At 43.9% G+C, this 15,630-nt stretch carries 12 protein-coding genes and 1 pseudogene; 10 read left to right on the top strand and 3 right to left on the bottom strand.

Going from position 1 to position 15,630, the window contains the following annotated elements; translation table 11 throughout:
• Positions 1 to 237 precede the first annotated feature (237 nt).
• Positions 238 to 930 (bottom strand): lipoyl(octanoyl) transferase LipB, encoded by a 693-nt coding sequence (gene lipB / locus ACM0OX_RS12900; RefSeq protein WP_414515259.1) that lies wholly within the window; start codon positions 928 to 930, stop codon positions 238 to 240.
• A gap of 621 nt (positions 931 to 1,551) precedes the next feature.
• Here lipB and hpf point away from each other — a divergent pair.
• Both hpf and ACM0OX_RS12890 read left to right on the top strand, forming a co-directional pair.
• Complete coding sequence (gene hpf / locus ACM0OX_RS12895) at positions 1,552 to 2,199, top strand: ribosome hibernation-promoting factor, HPF/YfiA family (RefSeq protein ID WP_094348138.1); 648 nt, start codon at positions 1,552 to 1,554, stop codon at positions 2,197 to 2,199.
• Positions 2,200 to 2,463: 264 nt separating this feature from the next.
• Positions 2,464 to 2,742: a hypothetical protein gene (locus ACM0OX_RS12890; RefSeq protein WP_414515257.1), complete on the top strand. Its 279-nt coding sequence runs from the start codon at positions 2,464 to 2,466 to the stop codon at positions 2,740 to 2,742.
• A 168-nt stretch (positions 2,743 to 2,910) separates the two neighbouring features.
• Here the strand turns inward: ACM0OX_RS12890 and ACM0OX_RS12885 are convergent, their stop codons facing one another.
• Entirely contained in the window at positions 2,911 to 3,609 is a 699-nt protein-coding gene (locus tag ACM0OX_RS12885) for a DUF305 domain-containing protein (RefSeq protein ID WP_414515256.1), read from the bottom strand.
• An 82-nt stretch (positions 3,610 to 3,691) separates the two neighbouring features.
• On the opposite strand from ACM0OX_RS12885, the gene ACM0OX_RS12880 reads away from it, so the two are divergent.
• The 8 genes and pseudogenes from ACM0OX_RS12880 (at position 3,692) to ACM0OX_RS12845 (ending at position 14,788) form a co-directional block, all read left to right on the top strand.
• Positions 3,692 to 3,772, top strand: coding sequence for a biliverdin-producing heme oxygenase (locus tag ACM0OX_RS12880; RefSeq protein WP_414515272.1), 81 nt, complete (start codon positions 3,692 to 3,694; stop codon positions 3,770 to 3,772).
• A pseudogene (locus ACM0OX_RS12875) lies at positions 3,745 to 3,926 on the top strand (acyl-CoA desaturase); the annotation flags it as partial. The gene ACM0OX_RS12880 and the pseudogene ACM0OX_RS12875, both read left to right, overlap by 28 nt.
• Positions 3,927 to 4,124: 198 nt before the next feature.
• Positions 4,125 to 5,699, top strand: a complete 1,575-nt coding sequence (locus tag ACM0OX_RS12870) for an adenosine deaminase (protein ID WP_414515255.1) — start codon at positions 4,125 to 4,127, stop codon at positions 5,697 to 5,699.
• Positions 5,700 to 6,033: 334 nt separating this feature from the next.
• Positions 6,034 to 6,255 (top strand): DUF4327 family protein, encoded by a 222-nt coding sequence (locus tag ACM0OX_RS12865; protein ID WP_335197944.1) that lies wholly within the window; start codon positions 6,034 to 6,036, stop codon positions 6,253 to 6,255.
• 875 nt (positions 6,256 to 7,130) lie between these two features.
• Positions 7,131 to 10,442, top strand: coding sequence for an efflux RND transporter permease subunit (locus ACM0OX_RS12860; RefSeq protein WP_414515253.1), 3,312 nt, complete (start codon positions 7,131 to 7,133; stop codon positions 10,440 to 10,442).
• 403 nt (positions 10,443 to 10,845) lie between these two features.
• Positions 10,846 to 11,283 carry a DUF6918 family protein gene (locus ACM0OX_RS12855; RefSeq protein ID WP_099103615.1) on the top strand — a complete coding sequence of 146 codons (438 nt, stop codon included), beginning with the start codon at positions 10,846 to 10,848 and terminating at the stop codon, positions 11,281 to 11,283.
• 329 nt (positions 11,284 to 11,612) lie between these two features.
• The gene (locus tag ACM0OX_RS12850; RefSeq protein ID WP_414515251.1) at positions 11,613 to 11,978 is read left to right on the top strand and encodes a nuclear transport factor 2 family protein; all 366 of its coding nucleotides are present in this window, start codon (positions 11,613 to 11,615) and stop codon (positions 11,976 to 11,978) included.
• Positions 11,979 to 12,406: 428 nt separating this feature from the next.
• Positions 12,407 to 14,788 (top strand): phosphoketolase, encoded by a 2,382-nt coding sequence (locus ACM0OX_RS12845; protein WP_414515250.1) that lies wholly within the window; start codon positions 12,407 to 12,409, stop codon positions 14,786 to 14,788.
• Between the two features lie 327 nt (positions 14,789 to 15,115).
• Here ACM0OX_RS12845 and ACM0OX_RS12840 read toward each other — a convergent pair whose 3' ends face one another.
• Complete coding sequence (locus tag ACM0OX_RS12840) at positions 15,116 to 15,508, bottom strand: hypothetical protein (RefSeq protein WP_414515248.1); 393 nt, start codon at positions 15,506 to 15,508, stop codon at positions 15,116 to 15,118.
• Positions 15,509 to 15,630: the final 122 nt, after the last annotated feature.

Genomic DNA, 15,630 nt, shown 5'->3' with positions numbered 1-15,630 from the left:
GCGGGCAAGATGCCCACCCCACAAGATTGGATAATTTATTTCTTGGAGTTCCCTTATACCAATTCCAAATTCAAAAAGTCTGATTTAATCTGGTTTTTCAGGTTTATATCTATCACATTCTTTTTCAAATGGGTATTAAATAGCTATTTTGATACTATTTAATATGGACCACTCTCATAAGTGTCTCACAATTTAGATAGGACTGCTATAGTATTTATTACATATTACAAGCTGAATTTATTCAGACTGGAAAAATCCTTGAGGCTGAGATTCTACTAATTCCACACCAAAGACTTCCGCAAAAGATTCTGCTATGTAAAAACGCACTTCTTGGCAGGTGATACCTGGAATCCATTCGGCTAAACTGCCTACAGGTTTGTCAGAAATACCGCAGGGGACAATGCGCTTAAAGCCTGTCATATCTGGACAAACATTTAACGCAAAGCCGTGCATAGTAATCCAACGGCTGACTTTAATACCAATTGCGGCAACTTTTCGCCCTTGCAACCAAACGCCAGTAAAAGCCGGAATTCTTTCTCCTTGCAATCCATAAACTGCCAATACACGAATTATTACTTCTTCGAGTTGCCGTAAGTACCAATGGAGGTCTTTACGATAACGTTGCAGATTTAAAATTGGATAGCCTACCAGTTGACCGGGACAATGGTAAGTAACCTCGCCGCCTCGTTCAACTCGATGCACATCATACTGACCTTTGTCAATATCAAATTTGAGAAAGTCTGAGTTGCTTCCTTGTCCCAAAGTGTAGACAGGTGGATGTTCTAGCAAAATCAATACGTCATTGAGACTTGGGTCATGAATGCGCTCAGTCAGAAGCGATCGCTGCCATCCATGAGCTTCCAAGTAAGGCATTAATCCTTGATTATACAGCAAACAAATGTTTTTGTGTGGTTCGCTACTATGGATCATGCCAAAATTCAACCGTATAAAGAACTAAATATATTTCAAGTTACAGGATTAGAATCAACAATTGTCAAGCTTTGCAAAGGATTTTAAAGGAAAGTCAAGGGAACATGCATTAGAAAATACAAAGTGCTAGCTTGAATATATAACCTCAATAGGTTTTAGGAGGAATTCTCTGCAATAAGCATTATGCCAAGACAATAAGGAAGAATGTACTGGCTGATGACTTTAATATCATTGTTTGCATTTCAAACAGAATCAAACTTCCACAGAGCCTTGTATTCTTGAGCAACAGCAAGCAAACCTCAATCGAACACAGAAGGAGCAATTATCAACAGTTCTGCAAGCATTCCTTTAAAGGAAAAGGTAGTCATAGGAGCTACAATTAGATTTCCTCAACTCTTGAGTGCTAATTGGATATACAATTAGACATCAGCGCAGAGATGAGGAGGTAAATCAAGGCTATACTTGACAATTCCTCAGATGCAGCAAGCTGAGAGACAGCTTAACAGCAGTAGATACAATATAGTTCACAATTTGTTTTGGCGGGAGTAATAAACCTTACCGCAATTTCTTTTCATACAAAGCAAATTCACACATCTAAAATATCCAGCGGGAGAGTATTACATGAAGCTTGTCATCCACGGCAAAAATATTGAAATCACCGATGCGATTCGTGAGTATGTACATCAAAAGATTGAAAAAGCAGTTAGTCATTTTCAAAGCATTACAAATGAAGTGGATGTGCATCTTAGCGTCGCTCGGAATCCCCGAATTAATCCAAGACAAGCAGCTGAAGTAACTATTTATGCTAATGGTAGCGTTATTCGTGCCGAGGAAAGCAGCGAAAGTCTATATGCCAGCATTGACTTAGTAGCAGATAAAATTGCTCGTCAACTGCGGAAATATAAAGAACGGCGTCAAGACCAGAAAACTCATGCTCTACCAACAGAAGTAGTTGTTGCAGAGTCGATAGTAACAGATTTAATTGGCGATCGCACCCCCGAATTGCCCAACGAAGTCGTCCGCACCAAATATTTTTCCATGCCGCCGATGACTGTTGCAGAAGCCCTAGAACAACTGCAACTCGTAGGACACGACTTTTATATGTTCCATAATTCTGAAACTGGAGAGATTAATGTAATTTACGAACGTAACCACGGCGGTTATGGTGTCATCCATCCCCGCAATGGTAACGGACATACTAACGGCAAAAATGGCAAGGCAAGCCATACTAATATAGTCATGCCAGAAAAGTCCCATTCTAGTAAATAGGCACTGTAAATAGGGAGATGAGGGGAGCAGCACTTCGGCTCCCTTCCCTACGGCGCTACACGTAGCTTGCTTCCACGGAGGGATACGACTTTGGCGAGGAGAAGCTGCACCTGCATCTTCCACTGAGAAAATATAAAGATGAAGGACGAAAAGGCTTACTTGAAGTCAAACATGCGCTAGGTAAAGTTCCGCTCATTAGTGGGCTTATTTAGCGCAGTTTCATAAAGAATTGTCACAATCTCAGGCGATCGTGTTCCAGGTGAGTTGATTGGGCAGGTCAAAAAGCAGTTTCATCGTTACGGATTACGTAGTAACAAGAAAAAGGAAAAGCATTATATTGCTAAAAAGTCATACGAAGTTACTGGAACTATTGCTACAAATGAAGGTGAGTTAAAAATTCCTAATCGGCAGCATTTAAAGATGCATAGATGTCGTCAATTGCTTAAATTAGGTATTAAATATGAAAAAGATATCTTTAAAAGGTTAAGAGGTTTAAAAGCACAAATGCAACAAATCATAAAAGCAAATAACAGTAGTTTATAAATATGACTAGATATTATTAATTAGAAGGAAATTGTTGCTATAAGCCACACTATTTAACTCTTCACAAGCAGAACTAATGCAGCATAACATAAAACGCCCGTCTACTTTTTTGCCATCAATGTCTACAAGCATTTTCACTTGATATTGACCTGAAGACTTTATTAAAAATTACTTATTGTACCAAGCTTTTCGCCACTGTTGCATTTGTTTAATCTCTATATCTTGGGCTTTGATAATTTCTTGGGCTAATTTCTTGATTTCAGGGCGTTTAGACTTACTTAAGGCATCTTTTCCCATTGTTACAGCCCCTTCGTGGTGAGGAATCATCGCATTGATAAAGCGCAAATCAAATTCAGCATCGGCTGCACCTAAGTCTTGACTCATCATCATAGTTTGCATCTGGTCAGACGACATCTCCATCATGTGACCCATTTGGCTGTTGTAAGCCATTGGTTTATCTCCCGCCTTGGGATACCAAGCTTGTCGCCACTGCTTCATCTGAGTGATTTCTTGGTTTTGCGATTTGATAATATTGTCTGCTAATTTTTTGATTTCAGGACGTTTTGATTTCTGCTGCGCAACATTCGCCATTTCCACAGCCCCTTGATGGTGCGGTATCATAGCGTCAATAAATCGTAAATCAAAATTAGCATCGGCTGGGCCTAAATCCATTCCCATACTGTGATTCATCATGCCACCACCGTGGTTCATCATCTGCTTGTCTTTAGCATTGGTGGCGGTTTCCTTTGGCGCTTGGCTTTGGTTCTGGGAAGCAGTACTAGTACAGCCTGTCATTAACCCACCAGCTGAAGCGATCGCAGTAAAAGTTAGCGCTAAAAAGCCATTCCTTAAAAATAGCAGTTGCATAAATCTTACCTAATATGTTTACTAATTCTAATGATCTAATAATCTAATGAAATTTAGATGAAATCTAAAGATTTCCGACAACTTGTTTCTTATTGCACTGATTGCTCATGCCTATACTCGGTACATGGGAAATTTATCAGGTTTACTACTGTTCGCACAGTAGCATTGCTGGCTCCTTGGTTTTATCCTGGGGCGCATTGGATATACCTATGTTTCTACACTGGCTATTTGGCAGCATCGGAGTTTGTTTAGGCTACCATCGTCCGTTTAGTCATCGTAGCTTTAAAGTACCTCGGTGGTTAGAGTATGCGATCGCCCGATGAGCAAGGCTTTCTGAGTAGCGAACAAAAAATGTTAAAGAATGATAAGTTCTGATTGGACTAAATAAAATTAATTAATACGTATCTATCTTAGGTTATAGTTTATTTGGCTTAGAAAGATTGATAGTTGATGGTTTTGAACAGCATGATAACTACACTCAATACTGGCCATGTTTTACATAAAAATAAATCTATATGCATAGACGAGCGCCCTTATATTATTTATTTTTAGGAGTATTAACGAGTTCTAGCTGTTTGATCTTCAGTGTAGCAGCCCAAGTCCCATCTAATTCTCAGCAGTCCTCGACTCGGAGTGAAGCTGAAACTGCTAGTTGGTTTGAAGCCCATCGCACACAGCCAGGCGCTTTACGAGCATTTGTACAGCGAATGCCGAAGGGAGGAGATATCCACAGTCATCTAAGCGGTGCTGTGTACGCAGAACACTATCTGGAGTGGGCTGCCACCGATGGGTATTGTGTGAATCCAAAGGCGGGGGCTTTAGTTGAACCTAAAGCTTGCGGTCAGGACAGTAGCTATTTTCCAGCCTCAGAATTGTTAAACCGAACATCTGTTTATGATTCCCTAATAAATCGTTGGTCTACTCGTAACCTCCAATTTGCTGGAAAATCAGGACACGACCAATTTTTTGAAGCTTTTAGTGGTTTTGGGCCAATATCAGACTCTATGAGCCGTCGGGATGATATGGTTGCAGAAGTAGCAAATCGGGCAGCTTCGCAGCACATTACCTATCTAGAGTTAATGCTTACGGTTCAGGGCAGTGAGGTTCGACAGCTAGGGCGTGAAGTTGGTTGGAATAAAGATTTGCAAGAGATGCACCGTCAATTGCTCAAACGAGGATTAAGCAAGCTAGTGACACTCGGCAACCAGCAATTTGCACAGTTGGAGCGCGAAGTCTCTAAAACACTCGGTTGCGGCACTCCATCGGCACAGCCTGGATGTGCAGTGACGGTGCGCTATTTGCAGCAAACGACAAGAACAAAGTCGCCCGTTGAAGTTTTTGCTCAGTTAGCTTATGCCTTTGCACTAGATTCATCGGATTCGCGGGTAGTTGGCATCAATCTCGTCGCCCCAGAAGACAACCCGATTGCACTGCGCGACTACACCCTGCAAATGCAAATGCTGCAATTTTTCAAACGCCAATATCCCAATGTCAAGGTCGCGCTCCATGCCGGAGAGTTAACCCTGGGGTTGGTTCCGACAGAGGATTTACGTTTTCATATTCGGCAAGCTGTAGAAGTGGCACAGGCATCTCGCATCGGACATGGCGTGGATATTCTTTTTGAGGAGCGTCCCTTCGAGTTGATGGAGCAAATGCGGCGACTCGGCGTGTTGGTCGAAATCTGCCTGACCAGTAATGAGGTTATTTTGAATGTCCAGGGAGATCGGCATCCTTTTAGGGAGTATTGGAAGGCTGGAGTACCAATGACCCTTGCTTCTGATGATGAAGGCATTTCCCGCATCGATTTGAGCCATGAATATTTGTTAGCAGCAACGAGATATGGGCTGGGATATAAAGACCTCAAGCGACTGGCTCGCAATGGCTTAGAATATAGTTTCGCTCCGGGAAATAGTCTCTGGAAGTCGCCTGAGTTTAAGACAATGGTTGCAGTTTGTGCAAGCGATATCCCTGGTAAAACCTCTGTTTCTCAAGGGTGCAGTGCTTTTTTGAACAAGAGCGATCGGGCGCGGATTCAATGGCAGCTAGAGTCGGAATTTGCTCGGTTTGAGTCATTGCAGAACTGGCTTTGATGAACTTTCACAAAAAATGTAGAGTAATAAATTATTTGACCGCAGCAACAAATTAGAAGTCAAGTTTTTCATACCTGCAAACTTTAGTGCAAACAATACTTTGCCAAAATTTTTCTAGGCTTTTATTTTGGCAAAGGTATTGTCGTTTTCCAAGCAACTTGGCTTTGATTCTTGTGAAAAATTATACTTACAAAGTCAAGATTGTCTAGGAATAAACTTATGTATCATTATTGTCATTTTCACAATTTCCTCAAATTCTTTTGGTAAGTTTAAGGTAAAGCCAAAGCATGAATTGTTCTGGTTTTGCAGAACTTAAATAGCTGGGAGAAAAGTTATGGATACTGCTGTCAAATATGACCTAGAAGTTATTAAAGAAGAAGCGCGACAACTTATTCACAAAGGACTTGTAAGACGTAACCAGCCAATTTATGCTTTGTGTCAGTACATTCCTGGTCGAGATTGGATTTGTGTTGAGCTTGAGCTAGAAGAAAATGACTTTTTACTCAGAGATAAGATTATCGATCTGTTGGGTCGTGAAGACTGGATTGAAGATTAAAACAAAAGTGTAAAGCTAAAAATGTAACAGTGTTGCCTGAGTAATAATTAAGTGAGAGCCAATTTCGGTGTTACAGAACAGTGGGATGAATTGGGGTAGGCAGGGGAGAATTTTGGAAGTTGCTAAATCATTCTGCAAATATGCAACGCCAATTTTATTTAATGCTATTTCAACTCCGATGAGATTTGAATTATCTCTTCAGATATATGCAAACTCAGCGTTTGCCCGGAAATGCGATCGCATGTTCGGGGATAAATAAAGCTGTTAAGCTAATCAGCATTCAAGTTGCATAATCAGGGCGGGCAAGATGCCATAGGTGTCAATACTTGTCGGTTAAGGGGAAAAGGGGAAGGGGAAAGGGGAAAGAAAAAACCTTTAACCTTTACCCTTTAACCTTTTCCCCAAACCCAATTCCAATTTAAAAATGCTTAACCGAGCAGTATTGCCATAGGTGTCAACTTAAGCTAAAAGCTTTGTCAAATCTCGTTTCCAGCCTCCGGGCTGGAAATGGACTTCAATTGCGGCTCTGCGCCAGCAAGGGAGGCGGAGCCTCTAGGACAGCAGTCTCAGACTGGGAACGAGACTTCTTAATAACCCTTCTGCTTTCTCAACAAGCTACGGTGTACACACAAATCCTAAAAACCTAGCTTGATAAAGCTTGACTCGTTCCCATGCTTTGCATGGGAACGGTTAATTATAAGCTTTGCCGACTCTGCCTCTAATGATACATTGAGTCATCAGCATAAATGTATGCATTCCCATACGGAGTATAGGAAAAAGAAAATATCTAACATTAAGCCTTAATAAATCCTTATATTAATAAAAAGCTACTACGTTCCTAACCAATCTGAGACTTTTCCTTTATTCCTTGATTTATGTTTGTCAATACCTTCATCAGACGGCCAGTGCTGACGACGGTCTGCACGTTCATCATCTTGCTGCTGGGAAGCATCTGTATACCGATTCTTCCCATTTCTCAGCTACCAGACCTTGCCCCAGTGCAAATTACTGTTAGCTCCAACAATATTGGTGCGGATGCTCAAACAACAGAAAATACTGTCACCAACATTATTGAGCGACAAATTAATGGTGTTAAAGATGTATCTTATATATCTTCTAATACGGGTAATGATGGTTCGAGCAATATAACTGTCTCCTTCCCGACTAATGTCAATAGCGATATTGCTCAAGTAAACGTTCAAAACAAAGAAGCACTGGCTTCACCTCAATTGCCAGATACTGTTCAACGAACAGGTGTGACTGTTGAAACAGCATCGAGCAGTTTGCTGCTTGTCTATGGGTTTTACTCAGAAAATAATGAGTATGACAACATTTTTATCAGTAACTATGTCGATCTGTATATTTTCGATCAGATCAAACGACTTCCTGGTGTAGGAAGTGCTAGGGTTTTTGGGGAACGCAAATATGCCATGCGTCTCTGGCTTGATCCCAACAAGCTTGCCCAACATCAACTAACTCCGCAAGATGTGACAGCTGCCCTGCAACAACAAAATATTCAGGTGGGTGCAGGGGCGATTGGTAAGGAACCAGCACCAGATAATCAAAGCTTTGAATTTGCTTTACGGGCAACCAGTCGATTTAAAGATGCGGCTGAATTTGAGGATATGGTGCTAAAGGTAAGTCCAGCCGGCACTAATAGCAGTACTAATAACCCCACTAGCAGCATTCTAGTTAAAGTCAGAGATGTCGGTCGAGTTGAACTAGGAGCAGAGAACTATCTGGCTGATGCCAAATTCACCATCCCAGGAAATGCGCCCAAGGCAGCCGTGGGTTTGGGGATATATCAACTTCCCGGTAGTAATGCCCTCAAGGTTGCTCATGCTGTTGAAGAACAGATCAAGATATTAGAGAAAAGTTTTCCACCTGGACTCAAAGCACAGTTGGCATTTGATACCACTCCGTTTGTAGAAATTTCTTTAGAAGAAGTTCTGCACACTCTGGTTGAGGCGATTGTCCTAGTAGTCTTGGTAATTTTTGTCTTTTTACAAGACTGGCGTACTACGATCATTCCGACTGTGGCGATCCCCGTTTCCTTGATTGGGACGTGTGCAGCTCTATTGGTTTTAGGATTTCAAATTAATACACTGACCTTGTTTGGTTTCGTACTCGCGATCGGGATCGTCGTGGATGATGCCATTATTGTGGTCGAGGCAGTTGCAGTCAAACTAGAGCAGGGTATGAGACCCTTTGAGGCGGCTGTCGAAGCCATGAAGGAGTTAACTGGGGCAATCATTGCCACTTCACTTGTACTCATGGCAGTATTTATTCCCGTTGCATTCATTCCGGGTACAACAGGGATTGTTTACAAACAATTTGCCTTAACCGTTGCTTGCTCCATTGCCATTTCCACCTTCAACGCCTTAACCTTCTCTCCGAGTATGGCAGCCATTCTTATGCGCCCTGCTCAGACTCCACGCGGCCCTTTGGGGTGGTTTTTTACACAGTTTAATCGGGGATTTAGCTGGTTCACGCGGCGATATGTCGGGTTTGTTAGCTACCTTACCCATGTCAAGCCGATTGTAATTGGGGTTTTTGTCACTGGTTTATTAGCAACAGTTTTGATGTACAGAGCAGTACCTACCGGATTTATTCCAGAGGAAGATCAGGGTTACTTCTTTGTCATTGTCCAGGGGCCTGATGGAGTTTCTTTGAAATATACCGAATCTGTGATGAACAAGGTAGTCAAAGAAGTCACATCGGCTCCCGAAGTTAGAGCTAGTTTTATGATCAGTGGCTTTGGTTTCGATGGTAATGCTTCTAATTTAGGTATTGCCTTTGCTAACCTGAAACCCTGGAAAGAGAGAGCTGAAGAATCTCAATCTGTTTATGGCATACTTCAGAGGCTGAACAAAAAACTTTCTACAATTACAGAAGCCAGAGCGATCGCAGTAAATGCCCCTCCAGTGAGAGGATTAAGTACTACGGGTGGTTTTGAGTTTATCATTCAAGACAAAACCGGCAGTGCGCCGATTGAAACCCTAATTGAGACTGCTCAAAAATTGATTGGGGCGGCACGTAAAAGCCCTGTTCTTCAAGGAGTCTTCACTCAGTTCACCGCAGATACTCCCCAATTTGACATTCAGGTAAATCGCAACCAAGCCAAAGCTCTCAATGTCGAAATTAACGACATCTTTGGGGCATTGCAAACTTACCTGGGATCGCAATATGTGAATAACTTTGTGCAGGGACAGCGACAGTATCGGGTATATGTCCAAGCAGACGGGGTGTTCCGCTCGAATCCAGATGATATTGGCAAGCTGTATGTTCGCTCTGCCAGTGGGGCGATGATTCCGTTGAGCAGTTTGGTGAAAATTACTCCCTTTGTAGGGCCGAAAACCATCGCCCATTACAACTTGTACAGGTCAATTAAAGTACAAGGCGCTCCTGCTCCCGGTGCTAGCTCTGGACAGGCAATTAAAGCGATGGAGCAACTAGCAGCAGAAAACTTACCTCAAGGGTTTGGTTATGAGTGGACAGGGACTTATCTCCAAGAGAAGACATCTGGGGGAGCTACAGGCTTGATTTTTGCCTTAGCGATCGTTATTGTCTTTCTGGTGCTGGCAGCTCAGTATGAAAGCTACATTGACCCGATCATTATTTTGCTGACAGTTCCCCTAGCAGTTTTGGGAGCAATGACAGCGATTTGGCTGCGTTCCAATATTTTCATGGCAGGCAGCCTCTTCCCAAAAGTAGTGGATGATATCTATTGCCAGGTAGGTTTGGTAACTTTGATTGGTCTAGCTGCGAAAAACGCAATTCTAGTCGTGGAATTTGCCAATCAACTCCACGAGCAGGGCATGAGCTACACGCGGGCGGCGGTGAAAGCGGGGCAAGAACGTCTACGACCGATCTTAATGACATCCTTTGCCGCACTGTTAGGATTTTTGCCTCTGGTGATTTCTCAAGGGGCTGGAGCCAGTAGCCGTTGGTCTTTAGGAACAGCGCTGTTTGGGGGGTTGATGCTTTCGACGTTTTTGAGTTTGTTCTTAGTGCCAATTCTCTATATTTTGGTTAAAACCTTGGCTCAGGCTATATTACCTAGGAAGCGAGGAGGTTCAAATCCTCCAGATTCTCCAGGAGCTTCGGGAAGTAGACATGAAGCTCTACCAGCTGGCTCAAGTCAGCCAGAGACGCAATTTAGGTCTCAGGAGGATGGGATAAGCTAAGTTTGGGTAAGGGGCAGGGGAGCAGGGGAGCAGGGGAGCAGGGGAGCAGGGGAGCAAGGGGGATAAAACAGAAAAGGGATTAACCTCACTGTTGCGCTAGCTTCCCGTAGGGTACGAAGAACCACTTATTAAGAAGTGGATGGACTCAGCCCCATGTTCCGCTCTGATTCACGGCAGCAGATCAGCAGATAAGAGGTCTTTTCCCCCTTGCTCCTCTGCCCCTCTGCCCCTCTGCCCCTCTGCCCCTCTGCCCCTCTGCCCCCAGCCTCTTCTCAACTATGCAGGTTAAAAGCGTATCAGCTTATCCACAACATCCTCTAACTCTGATACCATTTTCTGTAATTTCCTGCTTGCTAAAAAAATTAGTCGAATAGAATTAAGTACTTAGATAAGGAAAAGTGAAATGGGACTTAGCGACGGACTTTTGAACCCGACCAAAAAGGCTATGGTCATAGATGATTGTTGCAACATGATTGAAGGACAGCTTGCATCCAAGTCAGGCATGAGCGGCATCGCTTTGAAAACTGCCTTTGCTGCTTTGAAGGGGGTTAAGCCAGGGTATATTCCCTATGTCGTTGAGCAGATATTACCGCAATGCTTTACAGCTCTCGATCCCATCTGGAGTCAAGGCGTAGAGAAAGGCGACCCGGTTGAATATCTGAGTGCGAATCGCTCTAATACAGCAGATGCACTACTAGGTGTTACCGATGCGAGAGTCAAGAACTCAAACCGCCAAATCGTGCGAGGAACCTATGAAAAACTTCGCGGTTCAGCCAAAAAGCACGTAGAAGAAGCAGTGCCAGATTTAGCCAAAGTAATCAATAATTACACTAAGGTCTGAGCCAAACGAGTAGAGACGCGATTAATCGCGTCTTTTAGAAAGGTGGGAAGAAGCGCAGATAGAAAGTAGCTTTTCACCAGATATAGCCCCAAAACTTCGCCAACTCCAAATCGCATTTTGCCCGTTGGATGGCTCCTTTACAGCAGTTTGCAACTAAATGAGGTACAGAACCAAGAATTCACAAACCAAATTATTCTTCTGCTTCCTGCCTCCTGCCTCCTGCCTTCTGCCTCCTGCCTCCTGCCTCAAAACCAGTGACTTTGTACCTCATGCAAAAGAAAACTGCTGTAATTGTTAGGCCCTACTGCGTATCCTTCACCACACCGCTTATGCCAGATCAACCTACACCAGAAATCGAACTGCTCCGCGCGGCCTACGCGGCCTTTAACGCGCGGGACATTGACGCCGCCCTCGCCCTCATGACTCCGGACGTGGCTTGGCCGAAAGCATTCAAAGGCGGTTCTGCCCTTGGCCATGAAGGAGTCCGCGCTTACTGGACGGAGCAATGGAGCGAGATCAACCCGCACGTGGAGCCGGTGACTTTTCACTCGGAAGAGTCCGGGCGTATCTTGGTCGAAGTGCATCAGGTCGTGCGCGACCTGGCTAGAGCCGTTCTTGCCGATGAGCACGTCGGTCATCGTTTCACCATTGCGCAGGGCTTGATTCAAGCTATGGAAGTCTGTCCACTTCCATAATTTAACCCCCCATCCGCACAGGTATGTATGCCAATGGCTTTGTAATCTCCACTACCAGCGCTCTCAATGTGCGCGATCGCTACGACCTGAATTTTCCAAATCATCCAATTCTAAATAGGCGCAGTCTTTTTCAGTATAAGGCACAGAAAACCCTTGCACATCTGAATGGGGTAATATGCATTATGGGTGTCTGTTTAATCGCTTAGATATTGAAAGTTATCGGGCGATCGCCAAAAGTTTAGTAACTGTGTATCTATTTTTTAAGTATCAGGACATGTAGACATCACTTTCCATCTTGTGTAGAAGCAAGGAATTTAGTCAAGAAGGCGGAAAAAATTCATCATGGGTAGATGGCCATCATCTGGAAAAAAAGTATAATTACTTACTGATGAGTTCGCCAAAATCCTTTTTGTAATGGAGTGTCGATAATGACATTAGCAACGACTCCACAAACAAAGCCTTTAACTGATGAAGAATTACAAAAGATAAACGCCTACTGGCGTGCAGCTAACTATCTTTCCGTTGGGCAAATATATCTACTCGACAATCCGCTACTAAGAGAACCCCTAAAGCTGGAACACGTCAAACCCAGACTATTGGGGCACTGGGGAACAACGCCAGGGCTGAACTTAATCTATGTTCACTTGAATCGGGTCATCAAAAAATATGACCTCAACACAATATACATTGCTGGCCCCGGTCATGGAGGCCCTGGATTAGTAGCCAATACTTACTTAGAAGGCACTTACACTGAGTATTATCACAACATCTCCCAAGATGCTGAAGGAATTCAGAAACTCTTCAAACAGTTCTCTTTCCCCGGTGGTATTCCCAGTCACGTAGCACCGGAAACCCCTGGTTCGATCCACGAAGGCGGCGAATTAGGTTATGCCCTCGTTCACGCTTATGGTGCTGCCTTTGATAACCCTGACTTAATTGTTGCTGCTGTTGTTGGTGACGGTGAAGCCGAAACAGGTGCTTTAGCAACTAGCTGGCATTCCAACAAATTTCTTAACCCTGTACGTGATGGTGCTGTGCTTCCCATTTTGCACCTGAATGGGTATAAAATTGCTAACCCAACGATGCTGGCACGGATTAGCCGTGAGGAGTTGGAGAGTTTATTTATAGGTTATGGCTACAAACCATACTTTGTTGAAGGTGAAGATCCCGCAGATGTCCATCAGCAGATGGCGGCGACTCTAGAAACAGCGATCGCCGAAATTCAAAGTATCCAAAGGGAAGCCCGCGTACATGGTTTCACCAAACGTCCCCAGTGGCCGATGATTGTTATGAGAACCCCCAAAGGTTGGACAGGGCCCAAGGAAGTAGATGGTAAAAAAACCGAAGATTATTGGCGATCGCATCAAGTTCCCTTTGGCAACATAGCCAAACAGCCAGACCACCTGAGACTTCTAGAAGATTGGATGAAGAGTTACAAGCCAGAAGAACTCTTCGACGCTAACGGTAAACTGATTCCCGAACTAGCAGAACTCGCCCCGAAAAAGCATCGACGCATGGGTGACAATCCCCACGCTAACGGCGGTATTTTGCTGCATGACCTGAAAATGCCCAACTTTCAAGACTATGCTGTAGATGTCTCTGAACCAGGGAAAGCGATCGCAGAAGCGACCAAAGTAACCGGCAAATTCCTGCGGGATATTATGCGACTTAACCAAGAAAGTCGCAATTTCCGTATCTTCGCCCCCGACGAATTAGCATCGAATCGTTTAGACCCTGTACTAGAAGTTACTGACAGAGTTTCCGTAGCTGAGATTTACCCCGAAGATGACCACCTTTCCCCCGATGGTCGGGTAATGGAAGTTCTCAGCGAAACTTCTTGCCAAGGATGGTTAGAAGGCTACCTCCTCACCGGGCGTCATGGGTTCTTCACTTGCTACGAAGCATTCATCCACATCATCGATTCCATGTTCAACCAACACGCCAAATGGTTGAAAACCACCAAACATATTCCCTGGCGTAGACCAATCGCTTCCCTCAATTACCTACTCACCTCTCATGTTTGGCGACAAGACCATAACGGTTTCTCTCACCAAGACCCCGGTTTTATCGACCATGTAATTAACAAAAAAGCCGAGATTGTTCGCGTCTATTTGCCGCCCGATGCCAACACTCTATTGTCGGTAACTGACCATTGTCTAAAAAGCCGCAACTATGTTAACGTCATCATTGCTGGTAAACAGCCAGCATTGCAATATCTCAACATAGATGCAGCCATCAAGCATTGCACCAAAGGCATCGGCATTTGGGAATGGGCAAGCAGCGACCAAGGCGGCGAACCAGATGTAGTGCTGGCTTGTGCTGGGGATGTTCCCACCTTAGAAACCTTGGCGGCTGTAGACATCCTGCGTCAACACTTCCCAGATTTAAAAGTGCGGGTAGTGAACGTAGTCGATTTGATGACACTACAGCCAAAAACCGAACATCCCCACGGTTTGAGTGAAAAAGATTTTGACACAATTTTCACCACCGACAAACCCGTTATCTTTGCCTTTCATGGCTATCCCTGGCTAATTCATCGCCTAACTTATCGCCACACTAATCATAAAAACATCCATGTGCGTGGCTACAAGGAAGAGGGAACTACCACCACCCCCTTTGACATGGTTGTTCTCAACGATTTAGATCGCTTCCATTTGGTAATTGATGTAATCGATCGCGTGCCAAAACTAGGATCTAAGGCAGCTTATGTCAAACAGCACATGCAAGAGAAACTGATCGAACACAAGCATTACATTCAGAAGTACGGCGACGATGTGCCGGAAATTCGCGATTGGAAGTGGCCTTATTAAAAGGAGATAAGGGAAACAAGGGAGACAAAGAGGATAAGATAAAATTTTCTTCTTTGTCTTCTATATCTGCCTTGTTTCTTTTTATCGTTTTAATGTTTGTATAGAGCAATACGTTTAGGTTAACGGAATTTATCTGTTAAGGTAGCCCGTTCTTAAACCTACGGTGTATACACAAGTCTTTGAGAGTTGCCTCCCAGCGTTTAGATCCCCCCTAACCCCCCTTAAAAAAGGGGGAACCAGAGTCAAAGTCCCCCAATTTATCGGGGGATTTAGGGGGATCTTCAACGATTTTGGTTTTATACAAAGATGTGTGTACACCGTAGGTTCTTAAACAGAGAGAAAGCTAGAATCTTGTGTATCCACCTTTGAACTGAATTCATCCGCCTCAGAACTCCGTCCATCCACCTTTGAACTGAATTCATCCGCCTCAGAACTCCGTTCATCCACCTTTGAACTGGATTCATCCGCCTCAGAACTCCGTTCATCCACCTTTGAACTCCGTTCATCCACCTCAGAACTCCGTTCATCCACCTTTGAACTGAATTCATCCGCCTCAGAACTCCGTTCATCCACCTTTGAACTGGATTCATCCGCCTCAGAACTCCGTTCATCCACCTTTAAACTGGATTCATCCGCCTCAGAACTCCGTCCATCCGTCTCAGAACTCCGTCCATCCACCTTTGAACTCCGTTCATCCACCTTTGAACTCCGTTCATCCACCTTTGAACCTCAAACTTCTAACTCCTCACGTCCTACCCTTTTGAATTAATCAAGTACTAGTGAAACCCAAAAGCATCTGCATAAGTTTTTAACTTTGCACTGAGAAGTACTTAAAGTTACTT

This window comes from Nostoc sp. PCC 9305 (assembly GCF_963920915.1).
In the GTDB taxonomy this organism is placed as follows: domain Bacteria; phylum Cyanobacteriota; class Cyanobacteriia; order Cyanobacteriales; family Nostocaceae; genus Nostoc.
Note: the sequence above shows the minus strand (reverse complement) of the source record. Positions and strands in the feature narration are given on the sequence as shown.